The 18414-nt window shown below is 23.8% G+C and carries 16 protein-coding genes and 1 tRNA gene; all 17 read right to left on the bottom strand.

The window, feature by feature from the left end; all coding sequences use genetic code 4:
• Window positions 1–135: 135 nt before the first annotated feature.
• Window positions 136–2916 (bottom strand): Mbov_0399 family ICE element protein, encoded by a 2781-nt coding sequence (locus ACJA22_RS04355; protein ID WP_406617578.1) that lies wholly within the window; start codon window positions 2914–2916, stop codon window positions 136–138.
• Window positions 2856–4454 carry a hypothetical protein gene (locus ACJA22_RS04350; protein ID WP_406617036.1) on the bottom strand — a complete coding sequence of 533 codons (1599 nt, stop codon included), beginning with the start codon at window positions 4452–4454 and terminating at the stop codon, window positions 2856–2858. The genes ACJA22_RS04355 and ACJA22_RS04350 overlap by 61 nt, the downstream gene beginning before the upstream one ends.
• On the bottom strand, window positions 4411–4800 hold the full coding sequence (locus ACJA22_RS04345) for a single-stranded DNA-binding protein (protein ID WP_406617035.1): 390 nt from the start codon (window positions 4798–4800) through the stop codon (window positions 4411–4413). The genes ACJA22_RS04350 and ACJA22_RS04345 overlap by 44 nt, the downstream gene beginning before the upstream one ends.
• A 129-nt stretch (window positions 4801–4929) precedes the next feature.
• Entirely contained in the window at window positions 4930–5118 is a 189-nt protein-coding gene (locus ACJA22_RS04340; RefSeq protein WP_406617034.1) for a hypothetical protein, read from the bottom strand.
• A gap of 77 nt (window positions 5119–5195) precedes the next feature.
• Entirely contained in the window at window positions 5196–6002 is an 807-nt protein-coding gene (locus tag ACJA22_RS04335; protein WP_406617033.1) for an Mbov_0398 family ICE element protein, read from the bottom strand.
• A gap of 64 nt (window positions 6003–6066) precedes the next feature.
• The gene (locus ACJA22_RS04330) at window positions 6067–6402 is read right to left on the bottom strand and encodes a hypothetical protein (RefSeq protein ID WP_406617032.1); all 336 of its coding nucleotides are present in this window, start codon (window positions 6400–6402) and stop codon (window positions 6067–6069) included.
• On the bottom strand, window positions 6395–8836 hold the full coding sequence (locus tag ACJA22_RS04325; protein WP_406617031.1) for an Mbov_0397 family ICE element conjugal transfer ATPase: 2442 nt from the start codon (window positions 8834–8836) through the stop codon (window positions 6395–6397). The genes ACJA22_RS04330 and ACJA22_RS04325 overlap by 8 nt, the downstream gene beginning before the upstream one ends.
• Before the next feature lie 13 nt (window positions 8837–8849).
• Window positions 8850–10016, bottom strand: a complete 1167-nt coding sequence (locus tag ACJA22_RS04320) for an Mbov_0396 family ICE element transmembrane protein (RefSeq protein WP_406617029.1) — start codon at window positions 10014–10016, stop codon at window positions 8850–8852.
• A 1-nt stretch (window position 10017) separates the two neighbouring features.
• On the bottom strand, window positions 10018–10374 hold the full coding sequence (locus tag ACJA22_RS04315; protein WP_406617028.1) for an Mbov_0395 family pilin-like conjugal transfer protein: 357 nt from the start codon (window positions 10372–10374) through the stop codon (window positions 10018–10020).
• Window positions 10375–10577: 203 nt separating this feature from the next.
• Entirely contained in the window at window positions 10578–12215 is a 1638-nt protein-coding gene (locus tag ACJA22_RS04310) for a CDS14 family ICE transfer lipoprotein (protein WP_406617027.1), read from the bottom strand.
• A gap of 294 nt (window positions 12216–12509) precedes the next feature.
• A complete protein-coding gene (locus ACJA22_RS04305) occupies window positions 12510–12725 on the bottom strand; it encodes a hypothetical protein (protein WP_254735168.1) in 216 nt (71 codons plus the stop codon).
• 9 nt (window positions 12726–12734) lie between these two features.
• Window positions 12735–13433 (bottom strand): Mbov_0392 family ICE element protein, encoded by a 699-nt coding sequence (locus ACJA22_RS04300; protein ID WP_406617026.1) that lies wholly within the window; start codon window positions 13431–13433, stop codon window positions 12735–12737.
• Entirely contained in the window at window positions 13433–13651 is a 219-nt protein-coding gene (locus ACJA22_RS04295) for a nuclease PIN (protein WP_406617025.1), read from the bottom strand. Before ACJA22_RS04295 ends, ACJA22_RS04300 begins: the two co-directional genes overlap by 1 nt.
• Window positions 13652–13672: 21 nt before the next feature.
• On the bottom strand, window positions 13673–15955 hold the full coding sequence (locus ACJA22_RS04290) for a type IV secretory system conjugative DNA transfer family protein (protein ID WP_406617024.1): 2283 nt from the start codon (window positions 15953–15955) through the stop codon (window positions 13673–13675).
• Window positions 15956–15963: 8 nt separating this feature from the next.
• The gene (locus ACJA22_RS04285; protein ID WP_406617023.1) at window positions 15964–17205 is read right to left on the bottom strand and encodes a hypothetical protein; all 1242 of its coding nucleotides are present in this window, start codon (window positions 17203–17205) and stop codon (window positions 15964–15966) included.
• A gap of 220 nt (window positions 17206–17425) precedes the next feature.
• Window positions 17426–17501 (bottom strand) — tRNA-Asp (locus ACJA22_RS04280).
• 34 nt (window positions 17502–17535) lie between these two features.
• A complete protein-coding gene (locus ACJA22_RS04275) occupies window positions 17536–18330 on the bottom strand; it encodes an MAGa4850 family ICE element protein (protein ID WP_406617022.1) in 795 nt (264 codons plus the stop codon).
• Window positions 18331–18414: the final 84 nt, after the last annotated feature.

Genomic DNA, 18414 nt, shown 5'->3' with positions numbered 1-18414 from the left:
AGACGGACTACAGCTTAAGTCGTATAAGTAGATTCTCATAATGTATAAGCATATCTACCGTTCGATTACTTATACAAATCATCATAAGCTAATTAAAATTATAATACCATAGAAAAAAATATTTTTTTATTTTTCTTAATTTTTAAGTATATTTTTCTTTTTTTCTAGTTCTTTTTGATTTTTGTTATGCTCTTTTTTTAAAAATTGTTTGCGTTTAACTATAGCTTTTTCACATTTTTTATTTTTATTATGTCTAGCTCTTTTACCAAAACTTCATCCATATTTTCTTAATAAAGTTTTAGTTAAGAATATTGCTCCTATTAATAAACCAATAATACTAATAACCATAACTAAAGGAAATCATCATTTTTTGCTAATAGATTTTAACCTATTTTGTTTATCATCTGGATTGTTTTTCTTTTCTATTGGTTTAACTCATGGATCATCAATAGATGGATCATAATCTTTTTCAACTTTATTAAATACTTTAAGCTGCGCAAATCCTTCAGTGTTTTTTGTTGGCATTATTACAACTCATTTTTCAAATAAATTAAGATTTAAATTTCTATTAAAAATATCATCTTTAATTTCATTTTTAATCTTTTCATAATACTTAATAAGTTTATTTTTTAAAATTTTGTCTGTTGGTTCAAATTCAATATTAATTATATTATTATCGATAACTATTGTTTTATAGTCATTAATGAATTTTAGGCTTTTTAAAAGCTGCTTTTTAAATTCTGGGTTTTTATTAATTCTAGGATCATCATAAGCTTGCACAAGTTCATACCAATAAGCTACAATATCAATACAATATATTTGATAATCCTGTTCATATTTTAAATTAAGCTGTTTAGCTTTTTCTTCTATAAAATTTTGTACCTTTTGAATTATTTGGTTGGGTTGTGTTTCTTTAAGTATTAGTTTATCTTCAAGAAACACATGGCTTAAATTTTTTAAATTAAACTTTCCACCATCACCTAAATTTTTAAAACTTATTTTTTTAACATTTAATAAATTTGCATTAATACCTTTTATCTCAGCTTCAACTGCTTTATTTAAAGCTTTGCCTCTAATGAGTTGTGATACAATTCCTTCAATATTACGTAATTCAACATCTTTATCTAATCACATTTCAATATTGTGTTTAACATAATAGTTATTTAATTCTTCAATAATTAGTTCTTTAATTTTTTGTTCAATTGCTTTTCTATAATCAGCATCAACTTCATCTATTGTTTTATTTGGCAGTTCAAATTCTTTTTTATCTAATTTAAATTCAAAGCTATCTTTTATATCTAATTTTGATAAATCAATTTCTTTATCATATTTATGTCAAGCTTCATTTCTAATATTAAAGTTTCTTTTTTGGTTTGCTATTTTGCCATTTCCTCTAAGAGTAAAATTAATTCCTTTGTATTCTTTTTGTTCTTTAGTATTAAAAATATAAACCTCAGCCGCTTGTTTTAATCAATTAGCTTTTGAATTTTGATCAGCTCATTCTTCTATAAATCAATTATTCGAACTAACTTTTCATCACTCATTTTGATATGGAAAATATTCACTAAGTTTTGCAGATTGTTTTAAATTAAATTCAATATAATCAATAATTGTTTTTTCTATACGCTCTGTATTTGTATTTCCATTTAAATTATTTAATTTATTTCATTTCATAAATGAATCACTAAATAAATCAATATTTTGTATTTCAGCAGGAATTATATCAGGCAGATCATATCTTTGACTTCATGTAACAAATCTTTGATATTTTTCTAGTAAAGACTCATAGCTTAATTTTTGAGCTTCTTCTTTAGATATATTATCCTCTCAATATAAATAATTGTAAAAAGCTTCACTTATTGCATTTGTAGAATTTCAAAATTTATTAAATTTATTAATTAATTCTATTCCGTGATTATCTTTTGCATGTCTTATTTCATCTGTAAAAAAGTTTTCTGGTTTATTATTCTTATCAATTAAAACTAATTGTACGTTAGATATACTAGAATCGATATCAGTGAATACAATTCATAGTCCCTCCTCAGACATATAACTAAATTCTGAAGTTCCATTAGTTAAGGGTATTTCTGTTAATTGAATATCATTTTCTTTTGTTCATTCTAAAGTTTTAGTTTGATCATTATTAATTCTAAAATCTCCAATTTTACACTTTCAATATTTTGTTCCAGAAGCTTGTTGTATGTCTTTATCAATTGATATATTTCTTAAAGCACCCATTCCTAAAACAGAAGCTTCTGCAATTATTCCATAATCTAAAATTTTATTTCCGTTAGGCAAACAAGGATAAACAAAAGATAATTTTTCTTTAATTTTTTTAGATAATGAAGAATTATTAATTCAAATTATTTGTTTTTTGGTTCCTGTTGTTGGATCTAATAATGGATCATATTTAGGATTTTTTATAGGATTACCATCTTTATCATTTTTTATTTCACCTTTTGAATCTAAAATATATTTAGTAATTAATTCTTTTTGATGTGGATTTTTATCTGGATCTCATCCATAATATTTAAATATTTGATTTGTTGGTTTTTCAACTATTTTATAAATAACTTTATATCTTTTAATTGGCTCTCCTGTATTGTTAGTTCCAACCGCAAATTGTTTAATTTCAATAACATATTCATTTTTAGCTACTGAATTAGTACTATTAAATTTATCTTTATCTAATCCTTCTTGTAATCCTATTCTTGAATCATCTTTGATATTTTTTCTATTATCAATTAATTTTTTGTTGAATTCTAAATTCAATACATCTATTTTTTGACCATTAACAGTTATAATCTCATTTTCACTTTTTGAGCTCCGGTAATTTATATCAATTGGTCCATGAATTAATCATTTTCCGCCATATCATTCTTTATCTTTATCTGGATCATCTTCATTATCAGGTAATTTAATTGGTTCATCTTCCTTAAAAAAACACTTTCCTTCTTATCATCATAATAATTAGTGTTTGAATTTAAATCTGATAATTTGTAGTTGTTTGGAACTTTTGATTTTGTAATTTGCAATTTAGCTTTCAGTGAATCTGATGAATATTTTTTGTATATATCACTCTCTACAAATTTGACTGTTTCTTTTTCTCTCAATACTATTTGTTTTTCTTTTGTTATTTGAAAAAGAAAACTAAAGGCTTGTTGTCAAAGAATTTCTTTATCATTTGTAATAGAATTAAAAGTTTCTTTTAAACTTCTTTTTAAGTTATTATGTTCTTTATCTTCATCGAAATCTTTTAAATTAATAATCATATCCATATTTGAATTTGCAACATCAATTACTTTTAATAATTGAATTGAAATATCAATTTTATTATCAGGTTTTATTAATGGCACATATTTATATTCAAAATTGAAATTATTTATTTTTTTTGTAAATATTTTGTTGAATAAAATATTCAATTTTTCAATATTAGAAATTCCATTTTTAAAAACTAAGGTATCAATTTTTGTATTAATGTTGCCCATTGAATCACTTTCAATTTCAATCCATTTTTTACCATTGCATATATTCTCAATATCATTATTAATATTTGATTCATTACAGAAAGTTTTTAATTCTTTAAATAAATCTATAATTCGGTTTGTTTTAATATTTGTATTATAAAAACGATTATCTATATATTTTAAATAAGCTTCTTTTTCATAACTGATATTAAAATTTTTCATATAAGCTACATAATAATTATATCAATTAAAATGCCCATCTTTGAATGCATATTTAAACTCAAAACCCTTACCGTTATCAAGTTTTATAGCTTCATTAAACACAGAATCAAAATTAGAATTAATAAAATTGATTCTATGTTTTTTTTCTAAAAAGGAATAATAACCGTTATCAAATAAATTTTTATTTAAATTAAAAATATTATCTTCTAAACTTGTATCTGACATATAGTCTTCTTTAATTGAATATGTACCATTTTTATATAGTCAACCTCATTTATCAACTTTATTTATCATACTTTCATAATCAATCATTGATGTTCCTGTTTTGTATGATAAATTCATATTTAAATGATTATCAGCATTTGAAAAACCAACAAAAGGGCGATGTTTTAATATTTCATTGCTAGATGTATAATAACCATTTGAGTATCCTTTTGTTCTGCCAACAGCTATATGTCTATTTATGCCTCAAGAATCATTTTTTTTAATCTTTGCATCATAATAATTTAATGTTTTATTTTCTGTTTTTGTTAAAGTTCTTATTTTATAATCCATTTTTAAATTTTGTTCAGTAAATTTATATAAAAATTTGTAATTGTTTAAATTATTGAAGTTTTTATTTGTAGTACTTTCTCTTTTTGAATATGAAACACTACTACTTATAGAAAATAAAGAAGCTGAAACTAAACTTAAACTTCCAACTATTAATAATTTTTTATTTTTATTCATCTTGAATTGTTTTAAAGCCAAATTCGTTAAAGTCATTATTTTCTTCATTTTCTATTTCATTATTAATTAAATTTTTATTCTTTTTAGCTTTTACAGAGAAAGTAATATTTTTTGCTACTATCTCTGTTTTGTAAATTGTTTCATCATTTTTGTCAATATATTTAGAATTATTTAACTTACCTTCTATTTCTAATAAATCTCCTTTTTTAATATACTTAGAAATATTCATAGCTATTTTGTTAAAACATACAATTTCAACGAAATTAGTATTTTTACTTTTTTCAATTAAAGCAACTTTAAAAGTTAAAGACGCTCCTTTTTCTGATTCAAATAATTTAAAATCGTCATTAACTACTCGACCACTTAATATAACTTTATTCATAGTTTTTCTCCTTAGTAATTTAGTTTTATATAATGTGTTTCACATTCAGCAGAGCAAAATTTTAAAATACCTTCTTTTGTATCTAAAAAATATTGCTCATTATTAATTTGTTTTTTGCAAAAGCAACATTTATATATCATTGTTTAAAACCTTTCTAATTTTTAATGGTATTTTTTTATTTCTAAATGAAATAGGATCACAATCTCTTACATAAAAAAATTGATCCTCCTTATTTTTGTAATAACAAGTTATTTTAGTTTCACATTCTTCTTCACCACAATAATCACAAAATAAAGAATATTCAAAATCATAAGTCATAATAAATCCTTTTTTGTCTTGCACACGCTCGAGCGTGTGCCTATTAATATATGCACACGTGTCTACGCGTGCTAAACTTATTTTTCTTCAATTTGTTCTTGAGCAGTAGAATTAGTAGCTCCTATTTCTTCCAAAATATCATCAAATTCATTTTCACTTAAACTAGCTAAAAAATCATTTCAAGCACGTTCGCCATTTTGAATTTTCTTAGCTATTTTTTTAGTTCAATCTTGAGATAGTTTATTTACCGCACCTCTAATTGTTTTTTCAAAGAATTTAGATTCAGTAAGTATTTCAGAACTAGGATTATCTATTTCTTTTTCTAATTCATCATTGCTCTTAAATAAAGCGTTAATAATCATATTAAGCTTTAAGTTAATAATCGACAATTCAATATCCATACTTCTAAATCTTCGATTTATTTGTAATTGATATGGACTTAAAGCTGACCAACTTACTTTTCTTAAAGCTTGAAATAAATCATGTTTCCATTCACGCATTATTTCTTTTTTCTCATTTGCTAATAAATAGCTCCGAATAATATTATTTATTTCTTTATAAACTGTTTTGCCATTCTTTTCAATTTCTTTTTTTCAGCGGTAAAACATTCCTACATCTTCAGCTTCAGTAAAACGACCGGAAAATTGAGCATCATAAGCACTTTGTGTTTTATCTCTCAATTTTTCTTTTTTAGTCATTTCTTTTTCTTTAGCTTCTTCTGTGTTTAAAGAATTCATAATATTATCTATTTGGTTATCTCCACTTAAATTAATACCATCAATGAAATCATTAACTTCCTTTTCTTTTTCGAGTTCTTGCAATCTTTCTTTTGATGGTAATAATGTTTCGATAGTTTTATCACTAATTTTATTTTTCTTTTTCATAATTTCCTTTCATGCGCACGTTCGAACGTGTGCCTATTAATATATGCACACGTGCCTACGCGTGCTAGTCTGATGCATAAGTAAAAAACATCTCTTGTTCAATTTGGTTATAATAAATATTTACTCTAATACGTTTATTTGAACTAATATTAAACAAACATCTTCCTTTTTTATGATTAGTCAAATATCTAATTTCACTATTTAATAATTGATTAGAATTTTTAAATAAAGTTTGAACTTTTTCTATATCAGTATCTTTAAGCCCAAAAAATACTGAATATTGAGAGTTTTGAATAATTCTAGAAGCATCTTCGACTGTAGAACTAGTAATGGTAAAATCACCTGGATTTTGAGTAGTAAAAATCATACCTGCATTAAATTTCCGAACTGTTTTAGTCATTTGAAACCATATATTTTAAAATCGAAGGATTATCAGGATCAACGTATAAATGTGCTTCATCTACTATAACAGCACAAAATTTAATAGTATCTTCAATTTGTTTAGCATTCATTAAGTGAATATTATTTTTAGCAATATATTCTCGTTTTAATATTTCATTATTCATTCAATTATTAAAAACAATTTCGCTAACAAAATTTAATAAACACATTGTTCCTAATTTTGCACCTGTATTATCAGCACCATTAATAAGATTTTGTGTATTAAACACTACAAAATCATTATCAAGCTTAATATTAGAATGTCCATTAAATAAATCTTGATATCTTCCATCATTTTCAAATGAAAAAGTTAAGTTCTCTACTAATTCATCTAAAATAGCCTTTTTAGCCATAGGGTTATTTAAATGATTAGTTTTGTATTTAGACATATATTTTATCAACTCACTCATTGTAGGCCATTTAGAAGCCTTTAAATGCTCAATATCATTAAGTTCATATATTTTATTTTCTTTATAGAAATCTTTAATTACATTTTGAAGCAAAATTCAACGATGAGATTCTAAATTTAAAAGTGTTTTAAAAAAACTTTCTAATCAAGATAAATGATTATTAATTAAAGAAACTACATCATTTTTAATTGAATCTTTTAAAGTATTTCTAACTTGTAAAGGATTAATAATAGTATTTTTACCTGCTCCTAAATCGATAATTTGTCCATTTAATTTTGTAGCTATATCAGTATATTCACCTTGTGGGTCAATAACTACAACTTTATTATTAGCAGCTAAAATAGAAGTTAATAATTTTTTAGTAAAAGTAGTTTTGCCCATACCACTAGTTCCGTTAACAAACATATTAAAATTAGTTCGATTTGAATGATACATATCAAATAATCTAAAACTAATAGGTGTTCTAGTGTTCTCTGTAAAACCTAATAATAAATTATTGTTATCATTATGGGTTTCACTTTCAAAAGGTCAACCTAAAGCTAAGTTAATCGAAGTAATTTGATAATATTCTTGGTCTAATCTTTCAAATGGATAATTACATACTTCAGATCAAGCTAATAATTGACGATATCTCAAATCATTAAGTGTAATATTCTTTTTGCTTGCTATATTTTTAGCAATTCGATATTTATTATTTAAATTGGCTATATCTTGATCTTTAATCACAAAAAAGAAATTACTATCAAAAAGTTTGTAATCGTCTCTATTTACTTGCAAAGCCATTTCAGTTGTAGCTTGTTCGTCAATAGACCCGACCATATTAGAAACAGGACTTCCTACTGCATTAGTAGTGTCAATAGAAGCGAGAATTGATTTATCTAATTTTTTATTAGCAAAATCATCAGATAGAGGGAAATTATTTCATACACAAGTTCCTTGAATAGAAAACAATATTTTTATTCATTTATCATTTAATTCAAATGGTAAAGTATTTAAACAGCTAACTTTTACTAGTTCATTATTTATCATTAAATGATCATTTTTAATAATGACTTTATCATAAATAAATAATTCATCCAAAGAATTTTCATTATTATATTTAGCTTCTAATTCATTACAATAACTTTCAATTTGTAAATTATCAATATTAAACATATTTAGTTTAGATAAAAAGTTTAGTAATTTAACTTTTTCTAATCTTTCCAAACCAATCCCATTATCATTAAATTTATCAATAATAATTTCTAATGCTTCACTTAATCCAGATAAAGAATCACCATTAACAATTAAATAGTAATTATTTTGTAAAGCTTCTGTGTTTAATTTAGAAAAATCATTTTTGTTTAATTTGTAATAGTCATTCCAAAATGAATCATTATGTAATTTATTTTCTTTTGTTTGAATATATTTTATATTTTCATCATAATTAACTTTTTCTTCAAGCTTAACAAACGAAATTTTATAAGGAACATTATTTAAACTTTTAGCAAAAGCATCAATGAAAGAATCACGAGTAAATTCATCTTCGTTTCAAATATTAATTCCATTAAGTTTAAAAACAGATAAATAATTTTCTCTATCATTTTTAGGATTATAAAAACTAATTTTAGCGTTTTTATTTTTAATAGTATATTCATTAACTAAACAAGAATAAGGATTTAAATCAATGCTTTCACGCATATTTTTATCCTTATTTTTAGAATAATGTTTTGGTGTCGTTCAAAATACAAACATTCTTCATATGAGAATATAAACTTTACAGTTATTTTTACGATTAGGCAAAATAAGTATTAAACCTAAAATAAAAGTAGGAACTCAAAAGGCAAAAAAGATTAATCTAACATTTACTAATTTACTTAAACCAAAACTAATAAAAAACGAAGATATAAGAATAACGGTAAATTCAATAACATCTCTAGTTTTAAATTTCTTTCAAACTTTACTACTTCGATTTTTTATTCTACTCGGCTGTAATTGTGTCATATTATCTCCTTATTTATTTAAGGGCGGAAGTAATTAAACTTGCTCCACCAGTAGCCTTAGCTTTTGCTGCCTTAGCTCCCATTTTAGCTATATTCATACCAGCCTTAGCGCTTTGACCACCACTTACTTCGCTACCTATAAATGCAATTGCTATTTCTGATAATTTTTTGAATGCAAAACAAGAACCTAATACTAAAATAACTATAGAAATTAAAGTAAATATAGCTTGATAACCACTAGCAACAATAGAAAATGAACCTAAAATATTATTTATTTGTGAATTTATAAACGTGTTAGATAAACCAATAAAAGCACCTAACATCATAAGCCCCAATCCATAAACTGAACAAGCTAATAAATTACCAAAATATTTTTCTTTTCATATTCTCATTTTCTTTCCACCATCATTAATTCCAAAAGCCGGAATAAATGGAAAAGAAATAAATAATAATCAGTTAATAAAAACTCTTGAAACAATATCAAACATAACAAAAATTAAAGGTATAGAAATTAATATTCCTACAAGAGCAATAGAAATACCAGTAGAAAAAGCATACCCCACAATATTAGCGTGTATATCTCATCAAAGAGGAAATGTATACACCCAATAAAGATTAGGGAATATCCCACCAATAAAAGGATCTGTATAATGTTTAGGATTAAATCCTTTTGATGGAATCATATTTCTAATAATATTATTTGCTATATTATCAAAACCTAAAGAAGAATTAGTAGCTCCATTAAAAATAGCTTTAGTTATTTCAATGAATAAAATATTAATAAATAAAATAATCACTTGAAATAATATAAGTGTTAAAATGCCTCCTACCGTAGCCTTTAAAGCACTAACATATATTTCTTTAGCTTTGGCTCCATTTGTTTCTTTAGCATATCTAAAAATGAAAAAGAAAAAATTAATAAGTCAAAGAATAAAACTAATAATTAAAAATTGATATCAAGGTCTAGCTGTAGCAAATTGACTATAGCTTTGGCCTGGAACTAAATTAAACATTAAGTAATTATTAAGATTTAAACTAAACAATTTAAATAAAATGAATATTAAACTAAATAAAGTAAAACCAATCAATCCAATTGTTGCTAATGGTGCAAATATTGCTAATCTAATTGGAGCAGAAACAGCATTAATAATTGGATTTATTATTGCTTGTATTAATTTCATCTTATACCATTAAATTTAGTTTAGGTAATTTAAGCATTAAAGCATTTTGTATTACTTGATTGATTAAAGAACTTTGTGCTGCTCCAGAACCACTAGGTTTTTTAACATTAGATTTAATAAGTTCAATTAATGGTCACATAACAATAATGATAATAAGTGCAGATAAAGCACCTCATACCTTTAAATTATTTTGTTTTCTTTCATTAGGATTCTTTGTAGCGGCATTTTGGCTTCTGGCTCAAAGTATCATCCCAATTAAAACGATAATAGCTACAGGAATTAAGGCAATAAAAATACCTCTCATTACTGTTTCGCTAAAATCTCCTAAAAAACTAAAACTTTTATCATTGATTTTCATATTTTCCTTTCATGCGCACGTTCGAGCATGTGCCTATTAATATATGCACACGTGCTTACGCGTGCTAACACAATAAAGTTTTAAAGTAATAAAAAAACTAATAGAAATAAACAATTCGTTAAAATTGTTAGTTTTTTCTATTAGTTAGTTAGTTTTGTTTTTGTTTGCCCGCGTGATATTAATATACGCACACGTGCACTATGTTAAAATTCATTGGTTTTAACATTTATTTTAAATTGATAATTTCAGTGTTTTAAAACATTATCTAAAAATTTTTGTTTTCAAAAATCTTTATTTGTAATGTTTAAATAAGTTTTACGTTTTTCTAATAAGTTTATATCAGGGAATTTATCTTTAAAAATAACATTTAAATATTTAAAGATGTAATCATAAATATAAGAATCTTTTGAATTAGTATCTAACATATCTTTTTCAAAACTATTAAATTCATGTGGCATCACTCAATCATTAGCAATCATTGTAGGAACTAATTTTTCATATAAAAATTCATAAGCAAATCTATAAGTATATTCAAAATCAATTTTATTATCATCAAATGCTTTCATAGCAAATAAATCAGCTAAGGTATTTTTTTTATCACTAGGATCTTCAAATTCGCCAAGCAATAAATGATGCCAATCTAAATATTTGATTAATGTTTTTACTAAATTAATTGAAGCATTTTCTAATTTAGATTTATCTTCAATTTCACTTCATTTATTTTTATTTTCTGGATTTAATCTATTAAAAGCCTTAAATCATTTAATTAAATTTTTATAAACTTCAAAATTTAATCTTTCTGATAAATAAAATCTACTCATTTGATGAAAAGAAAAAGCCACAGGATTATAGTTATTATAAGATTGGTTATTATCAGTTTCATCTAATCCCTTTTTATGGGTATACATATTAAATTGTTCATTAGGAAATTTATTATTTATAAACTCATTAGAACCAAAAGAATAAGGAGCTATAAATCAATTTCTAGCATCATTTGCTTCATTTCACCCATTTTCCATAGCGTAAGTATATTGCTTTAATAAATTAAAAACAAAAGGATCTTTACCATCTTTTTTAATTTTTTCTAATAAAGAATTTAAATAATTATTTCTAATATAAGAAGAAGGCATTTCAGTAGAAGCAGAATAAATAAGCTTAGTTTTTAATCAGTTCTTATCATTTTGAATTTCTGGAATTACTTTGTAATTAAAATAATCTTCACTACGATAAAGGCTATTAAATGCCATAGATGGATTTAAATAATCATCCATTTCATTTAAAAACCGCATTAGTGCTTCATATTTTGTCTCATCATCTCTAGCTTCAAAATGCCCGCCTTCACTAATTCCGTGCTTTGTAGCATCACTATTAGCAAAAGTTCTAATAATATTTCAAATGCCTACGGCACTTTCAAAATCATTAGTATATTCTTTATCAGTTAAATAAACTCCTAAAGCCTGAAATTTAGCAAGTAAATTATCCGCTTCTTTTAATGCCATTCACATTCTAGGACGATAATTTTTTCATCCCTGATTGTTATAAACTTCATTAGTTAATTTAACAGGTTTATAAGTTAATTCTTTAAAATAATAATTATTATTTTTCTTTAAATAATTTTCATTAGTAGATTTATATAAGACATAGCCATCTTTTTTAAGAGGTTTATTATCTTCATCAGGATTATTTCCATTAGGTTTATTAGGATTAGGAAATTTAGGATTTTCTACTTTATTATTTGGGTTAAAAGTCTTATTTCACCAATCACAACTCATAGTAGTTAATGGTAAAATCGAAATAGTTAAAGCAGAACCAAAACCTAATCAAATTTTATTTTTTTTCATATTTTTTCCTTATTTAAAATTTAATACACTAAAATTATAATACTAACTAATAGATTTAATGAATTTTCGCCTTTTTCTAACTCAAATATAAGGATAAATAAGGCTACTTAGTAATATTGCACATATAATATATAAAGCAATATTAAATTGTTTAATGCTTCATATCTTTTTTCTACTGATATTTTTGCTCCAAAAACATACATTCCGCAAAATAATCAAATAATAATTAAGAAAATAAAATATCAGATAAAACTTTTCCAAGTTAATCAAAAAGGTAAAAGCATTTTGATTTGCTTAGTAATTCTTATCACCTCCTTTATCACCTTCGTTTCTAACAATTTTGATAATTTGAATACGTTCAATTTGAACTTCTTTATATTGTTTCTTATCAATGACTTCTTTTGCTATTTCCATAGCTTTATCATATTGATAAGCTGAACCACAAGGGAAACTTTTTGCATTCTTACCAGTAGTATTACTTCCTCTCAAACGATAAAATCATTTAGCCATAAATACCTCTTATCTTTTTAATGAATTAGCATTGGTTTCTTCTTTTGATTCTTCATTATCACTATTGAAAAAACCAAAAAAAGTTATTTGATATTCATTATTATTTGCATCAATACTTTCTTTATTATTTAAATCAATGATTTCATCTAATTTTAAAGAAGCTAAATTTTCAATGTATTCTTCTTCAATATCCTTAATATCTTTATTATGCATATGTAAATATGGATCAATATATACATAATCTCCATATTCATTATTTAAGGCACTAGATGAATTAAATGAATAAATATATTGGCTATTTATTCCATTTTCTTTAAAATCTTGATCAATGATTTCTAGCATATCTTCTTTTAAAGCGTAATTATTTTCTGACATAAAATCACTCATACCATATTTTAAGTTTTGATCACTTTGATTTCATACATCTTCATTTCCAAGTGTTTTTAACAATACGTTATATTGTTTTAAATTTTCAATATTAGTATCACCGCCAAGTAAATTTCAACATATTTTTTGATTTATATCATCATGCACATTTGGCATATTGTTATTAATCTTAATAACTTCATTTTTATAATGATTTTGTAATTCATTATCATTAATTACCTTTAATCAGTAATTAAATTGATTTAAAACATCTTGGTCATTTTCTAATAAATCGGCATATTGAGTTAAATAAGAAATATCATCATATTTAAAATTAATCATTATTTATCTCCTTTATTTCTTAAAGCATCTTTTAATTCTTGAATACTTATTTTTTGATTATCTTCAAATTTAATAGGATCAAGTTTTTTTAAAGTGTCTAAATAAGGTTTTAAATAAATGCTTTTAATCCCATTTTGTTTTAAATCTTGATCTAATTTTTGTTTTGATTCTTCACTTAATAAAGTTTCATCAAATTTATTGTTTTTAATTTCTTGCATAATTTTTCCTTTCTGATAAAACTATGTCTTAGTCTTATCATTTTTATTAATTTGTAATTTTTGATCTGGATGTAATAAATCAATTAAAGTATCTGCATCTAAGTCATGATAATTAGGAATTTGTTTTTCTTTAGCTTCAGCTCAAAGAATATTAATCAAATCATTTTCTAAATCATCATTAACATATTGATCTCACATTTCAGAAAATATTCGATCTAATTTACCTTTAAGTATATTTTTCTTATGAGGAATTAAGGTTCGCATATGATCATTTTTAGTATTCTGATATTCATATCAAAGTTTTAACTTACCAAAAACTATTTTCATACGTTTAATTTTTTGTGCTTCAGTTAAACCATTATTTTCATTATTATTGGTATCAATTTGTTTATTTTGATTATTTTGTTTTTCTTCAGCTGCATTAATTCGAATTATTTTTTCTAAGCTACGAATATCAAATAATTCAAAATCTGCATTTCTAATTAATTTACTTTCATTTTTTGTATATACATAGTTATCATTAGAAAAATATTTATAAGCTAATAAAGTTTTAATTAAAATTGGCTTATATCCATTTTTAATAATTATTAAATCATCTGGTTTTTTAGATTTTAATTCTGCTACTTCCATTACAGGTTTAGATTTTTCACTCTCAGTAGAACTAGAATTATTATTTGTATTTGAAGAAGTATAACTTTTAGCAACAACTTCTTTAGTTCCTAAAGCTTTTGAAATATCATTAAGTGTTTGTTCATCATTAGAAGCTAAAAAATATACTACTTGACAACTATTTTTAATAACTTGTGCTGTTCCCTCTCCATAAATGTTATATTTTTTAATTTGATTGTAATCTTGAACAACTAACATAAAAAATATATTTCTAGAACGACAAATAGTTAATTTATTATCAAAATTTACAACTACTGGTAAATTTCCAAATTCATCAAGTAAAAAGAATGCTTTTCTATCTAATTTGAGTGTATCCGTTTTATTAGCAGTTTCAATCAAAGCTTGATAAATTTGTTCTACTAACATGCTGACTAAAAAATGAGAAGTAGGTTTATGATCTGGATAATGTATAAATATAGCAAAAGGTTTCGTATCAGAAGCAATATTGACTAAATCAAAACTATCAGTATCTCTTAAAATCATTTTTAAATTTTCATCATTATTAAAAACGTTTAAAACACTTTGTGCTTCGGCTAATATGCCACCAAAAGTTTCTTTAGGAGTTTTAGATAAATCTTCAATATTGTTATAAATTTTCTTTCAATAATAATCATTATCAACAAGAGCACGTTTTTTAGCATAAAGAATTCAACTAGAAATTTTCTTATCATTTTCTCAATGAGAAGTATTTAATAAAGAAGCAATAGTTTCAAAATTAAAGTTATCCTTATGAATTAAATTTTTATCATCAAGTGCTAAAAATAAAAGAAAGTTAGCGATAACAATTAAAGATTTTTTGCCTTGGCTAATTCACATATTACCATTCGTAGCCTTACCTCAATTAAGACTTTCAATAACATTATTAATTACTTCTAAAGCTTTATTGATTCTATCTTCCATAGTTAAATCTTTAAATTTATTATCATTTTTAACTAAATCTCAGGCATAAGATAATGGATTTCACTTTAAAGATAATTTTGGTTCACTAAAATCAATTGTATAAATTTTGTAATTATTTTCTTCTAAAAGTTTACCTGTAAACTTAATAATTTCTTTTTTAGGATCACTAATAATCAAATGAGGTTTTTTATAATAATCAAGCTGAGCCATAAATTCTATATTAGGCAAAATTACTCTATGTGTTTTACCAGAGCCAGGCGGACCATTAACTATTGCATTATCATCTTTATCATTTATATATCAATATTTTTGACTTTTACTAAAAGTAAATAATCAATTAGCTTCAGTTTTATTAGTAATCATTTTTCTAAATAATTTATTGTATTTACTTTTAGAACCTTCATTTAATCGATAATTTCATAGTCAATTTTGGCTAGCTTTGGCACCCAATAAATAGTTTGATATTTTTTTACCTAATGATTTAATTTGAGGCCAAAAAATAAAACCAAAAGTAAAAATCACAATTCCTATACCAGTGTAAATAAAAATATTAGTTTTTGTTTTCATTACATTAACTGTAGATTTTCAAAACAATTGATAATTTGTTGGACTTTTGTTTTTGCCTATCAAAATATTAATAATAAAAGCAAAAACAAAGAACAAAAATACACTAGCTATAATAGAAAGCAATGTTTTTCCAACTATTTTACCTTTTGAAATTCTTTCATCATCCATAATTACCTCTAATGTAATCTACTACGATATACATCTTCTATCATTTCTAGTTCTTTCATATCTTTAGCTAAGAATTCTCTTTCTGCTAAATTTCTTAATGCAAGTTCAGAACGGTTTAAACCAAATATATTCATAAACGATCTAAAAAAATTTCCAAAACCTTTAATATTGCTAAAGGCTTTTTTATTAGTTTCTTCATAAGCCTTTAATAATGATTTAATAATTTTGTTTCCAACTTGTTTTTGAAAATCGTCCATTTCTTTTTCAATAATTTTATTAATTCGTTCTTTAAGAAATTTATCTTCTATATCCAATTTGTTTAAATTTTCAATTTGCTTTTGATATGAATTAAACAGCTTAGAGTAATCATTATCAGAATTTAGTAAAAATTTCTTAATAATTTCAATGTTTTCTTTGTTTTCATCAGATAAACGCATATATGAAATATTCTTTTTATTATTTATTTCATCGAGAATATTTTTAGATGCTTTAATAAATTCACCATATAAATTTTTGTTATTATCAGTTTTAATATTATTTTGAAAATGTTTACTTATAGTTTCTGTAATTTGTTTTCTAGTATCTCAAATTTCTTTAGTAAGTTCATTTATCTTTTGATAATCTTCATCATATTTAATTGACAAACCAACTTTATATCCGAATACATTTATAGAATTTAAGTCTAATTTTGCTCTTTTATGCTTAGGTTCTTTTTCATATCAAAACATATGCACATGAGGATAATTAGTATTTCCATGGATTGAATAATAAACATTAACATTATCTATATCAAAGTTATTAGCTTTTAAAAATCGCTTAAAGTTTTCTTGTAATACTTCATGTCATTTATCTTTACATAAAATATTATTATCAAGTCCCAAATCACCAGGATTAACAATTAATTCTCAAAAATTACCTTTCAAATTTTTTAAATCATTTTTAACTTTTCCAAGTTCTACATCATTGGGTTCAGTGTCTAATAAGTTATAAAGACCAGATTGTTCGCTATTTTGATTAATTTTTAAATGTGAACGATATCAAGCAATTTTTTCTTCTTTGTTCATCATTAAATTCATAGCATCATAGTTATTTTCATCATTATTAAAAACAACGCATTTATCTTTTCTAGTAATATATTCAACTACCATTCCAGAGTTAACTCAGTTTTTAAAATTATGTTCGTTTCCTAATCCTGTTTTGTATGAAGTATTAGGAGTTATGAAATTAAACTTTGTTTCTACTTTAAACACTACTTTCCCCCATCATATGCAATGATTCACGGTAATAAATATTTATTACCGTTAATAATTTAAATTAATAATTTTGTCCTTAACAACATTACTTAATTACAAATTTATTATTTTTTTCATCAACTTAAAACTAAAATAGACACATAGTGCCAAAATCATTATCAAAACATAAAATTCAATTAGTTTTTAAAACAGCAATTTTTTTTGAACTTAATCCATATGGCGATTTAGACAGGAATTGAACCCGCGATCTCTTCCGTGACAGGGAAGCGTATTAACCACTCTACTACTAAATCATTTATTACCGTTTTAAAAAAGTTTTAAATCTAATTAAATTTGCATTAACAAATAACGTAAAGTTTTAAATTCATAACCAATAAATTTATGAATAAGTTTTTCTTTCTTACTTTTAACCGTTATAAATTTAGTTTTTCGTTTATGAATAATTCCAAACATTTCTCTATAACGAACTAAAAAATAATTACAAATCATTTTATTCAATAAGTAAATTTTTGTATCCGAAATGTTTAAATTTTTATAGTAAGCATTCTGCAAAATTACCCTTCGTCTTGTAGGGACTGAATGCAATTTTTTATCTCACTTATAAACCTTACTTTTGAAGCTATTAATCACATACATAATAGCTGCATCTAAACCATAAAGCAAAAAGATTTTTCAAGTATCTTTTTTCTTCAAAATTCAAAAACTTTCTTTAGGTTTTTTAAGGACTTTTTTTCTTAATTTTAACAATCTAAATTCTTTATAAATTTTTGAATCTAAAATTCCTAAATTAAGTAGTTTTTTAATAGCATTTTTGATACTTGTTTTTTTAAAACCGAAAGCTATCAAATCAGAAGTTTTAATTCCTTTTTTGCCTAATGTTTTTAGCACTATAAATATTTCAAGTAATACCTTATTTGTTTTTAGCTTTTGATAATAACTTTCACCAATAACTATTTTTGATTTTAGTATCACCTCAATCAATTTTTCATCTAACTTGTCATAGATTTTTTTATCATAATTTTCCTTTCATTTCTGTTCTCTTCAAAATTTATCCAGTTCACTATAATCATTGTTTAATCTAGCTTCTTGTTCTAATAAATGAAGTTCACTAAATTTACCCATAAAATGTCTCCTAACAAATTAAAAATTTTTTAAACGAAGGAAGAACATTTCTTGTATAATATATTTAGTGTTCTTCGAGGGGGT

Origin of the sequence: Mycoplasmopsis adleri (assembly GCF_045276205.1) — a bacterium.
Lineage (GTDB): Bacteria > Bacillota_I > Bacilli_A > Mycoplasmatales > Metamycoplasmataceae > Mycoplasmopsis > Mycoplasmopsis adleri.
This window is presented reverse-complemented; position numbering and strand designations above follow the sequence as displayed.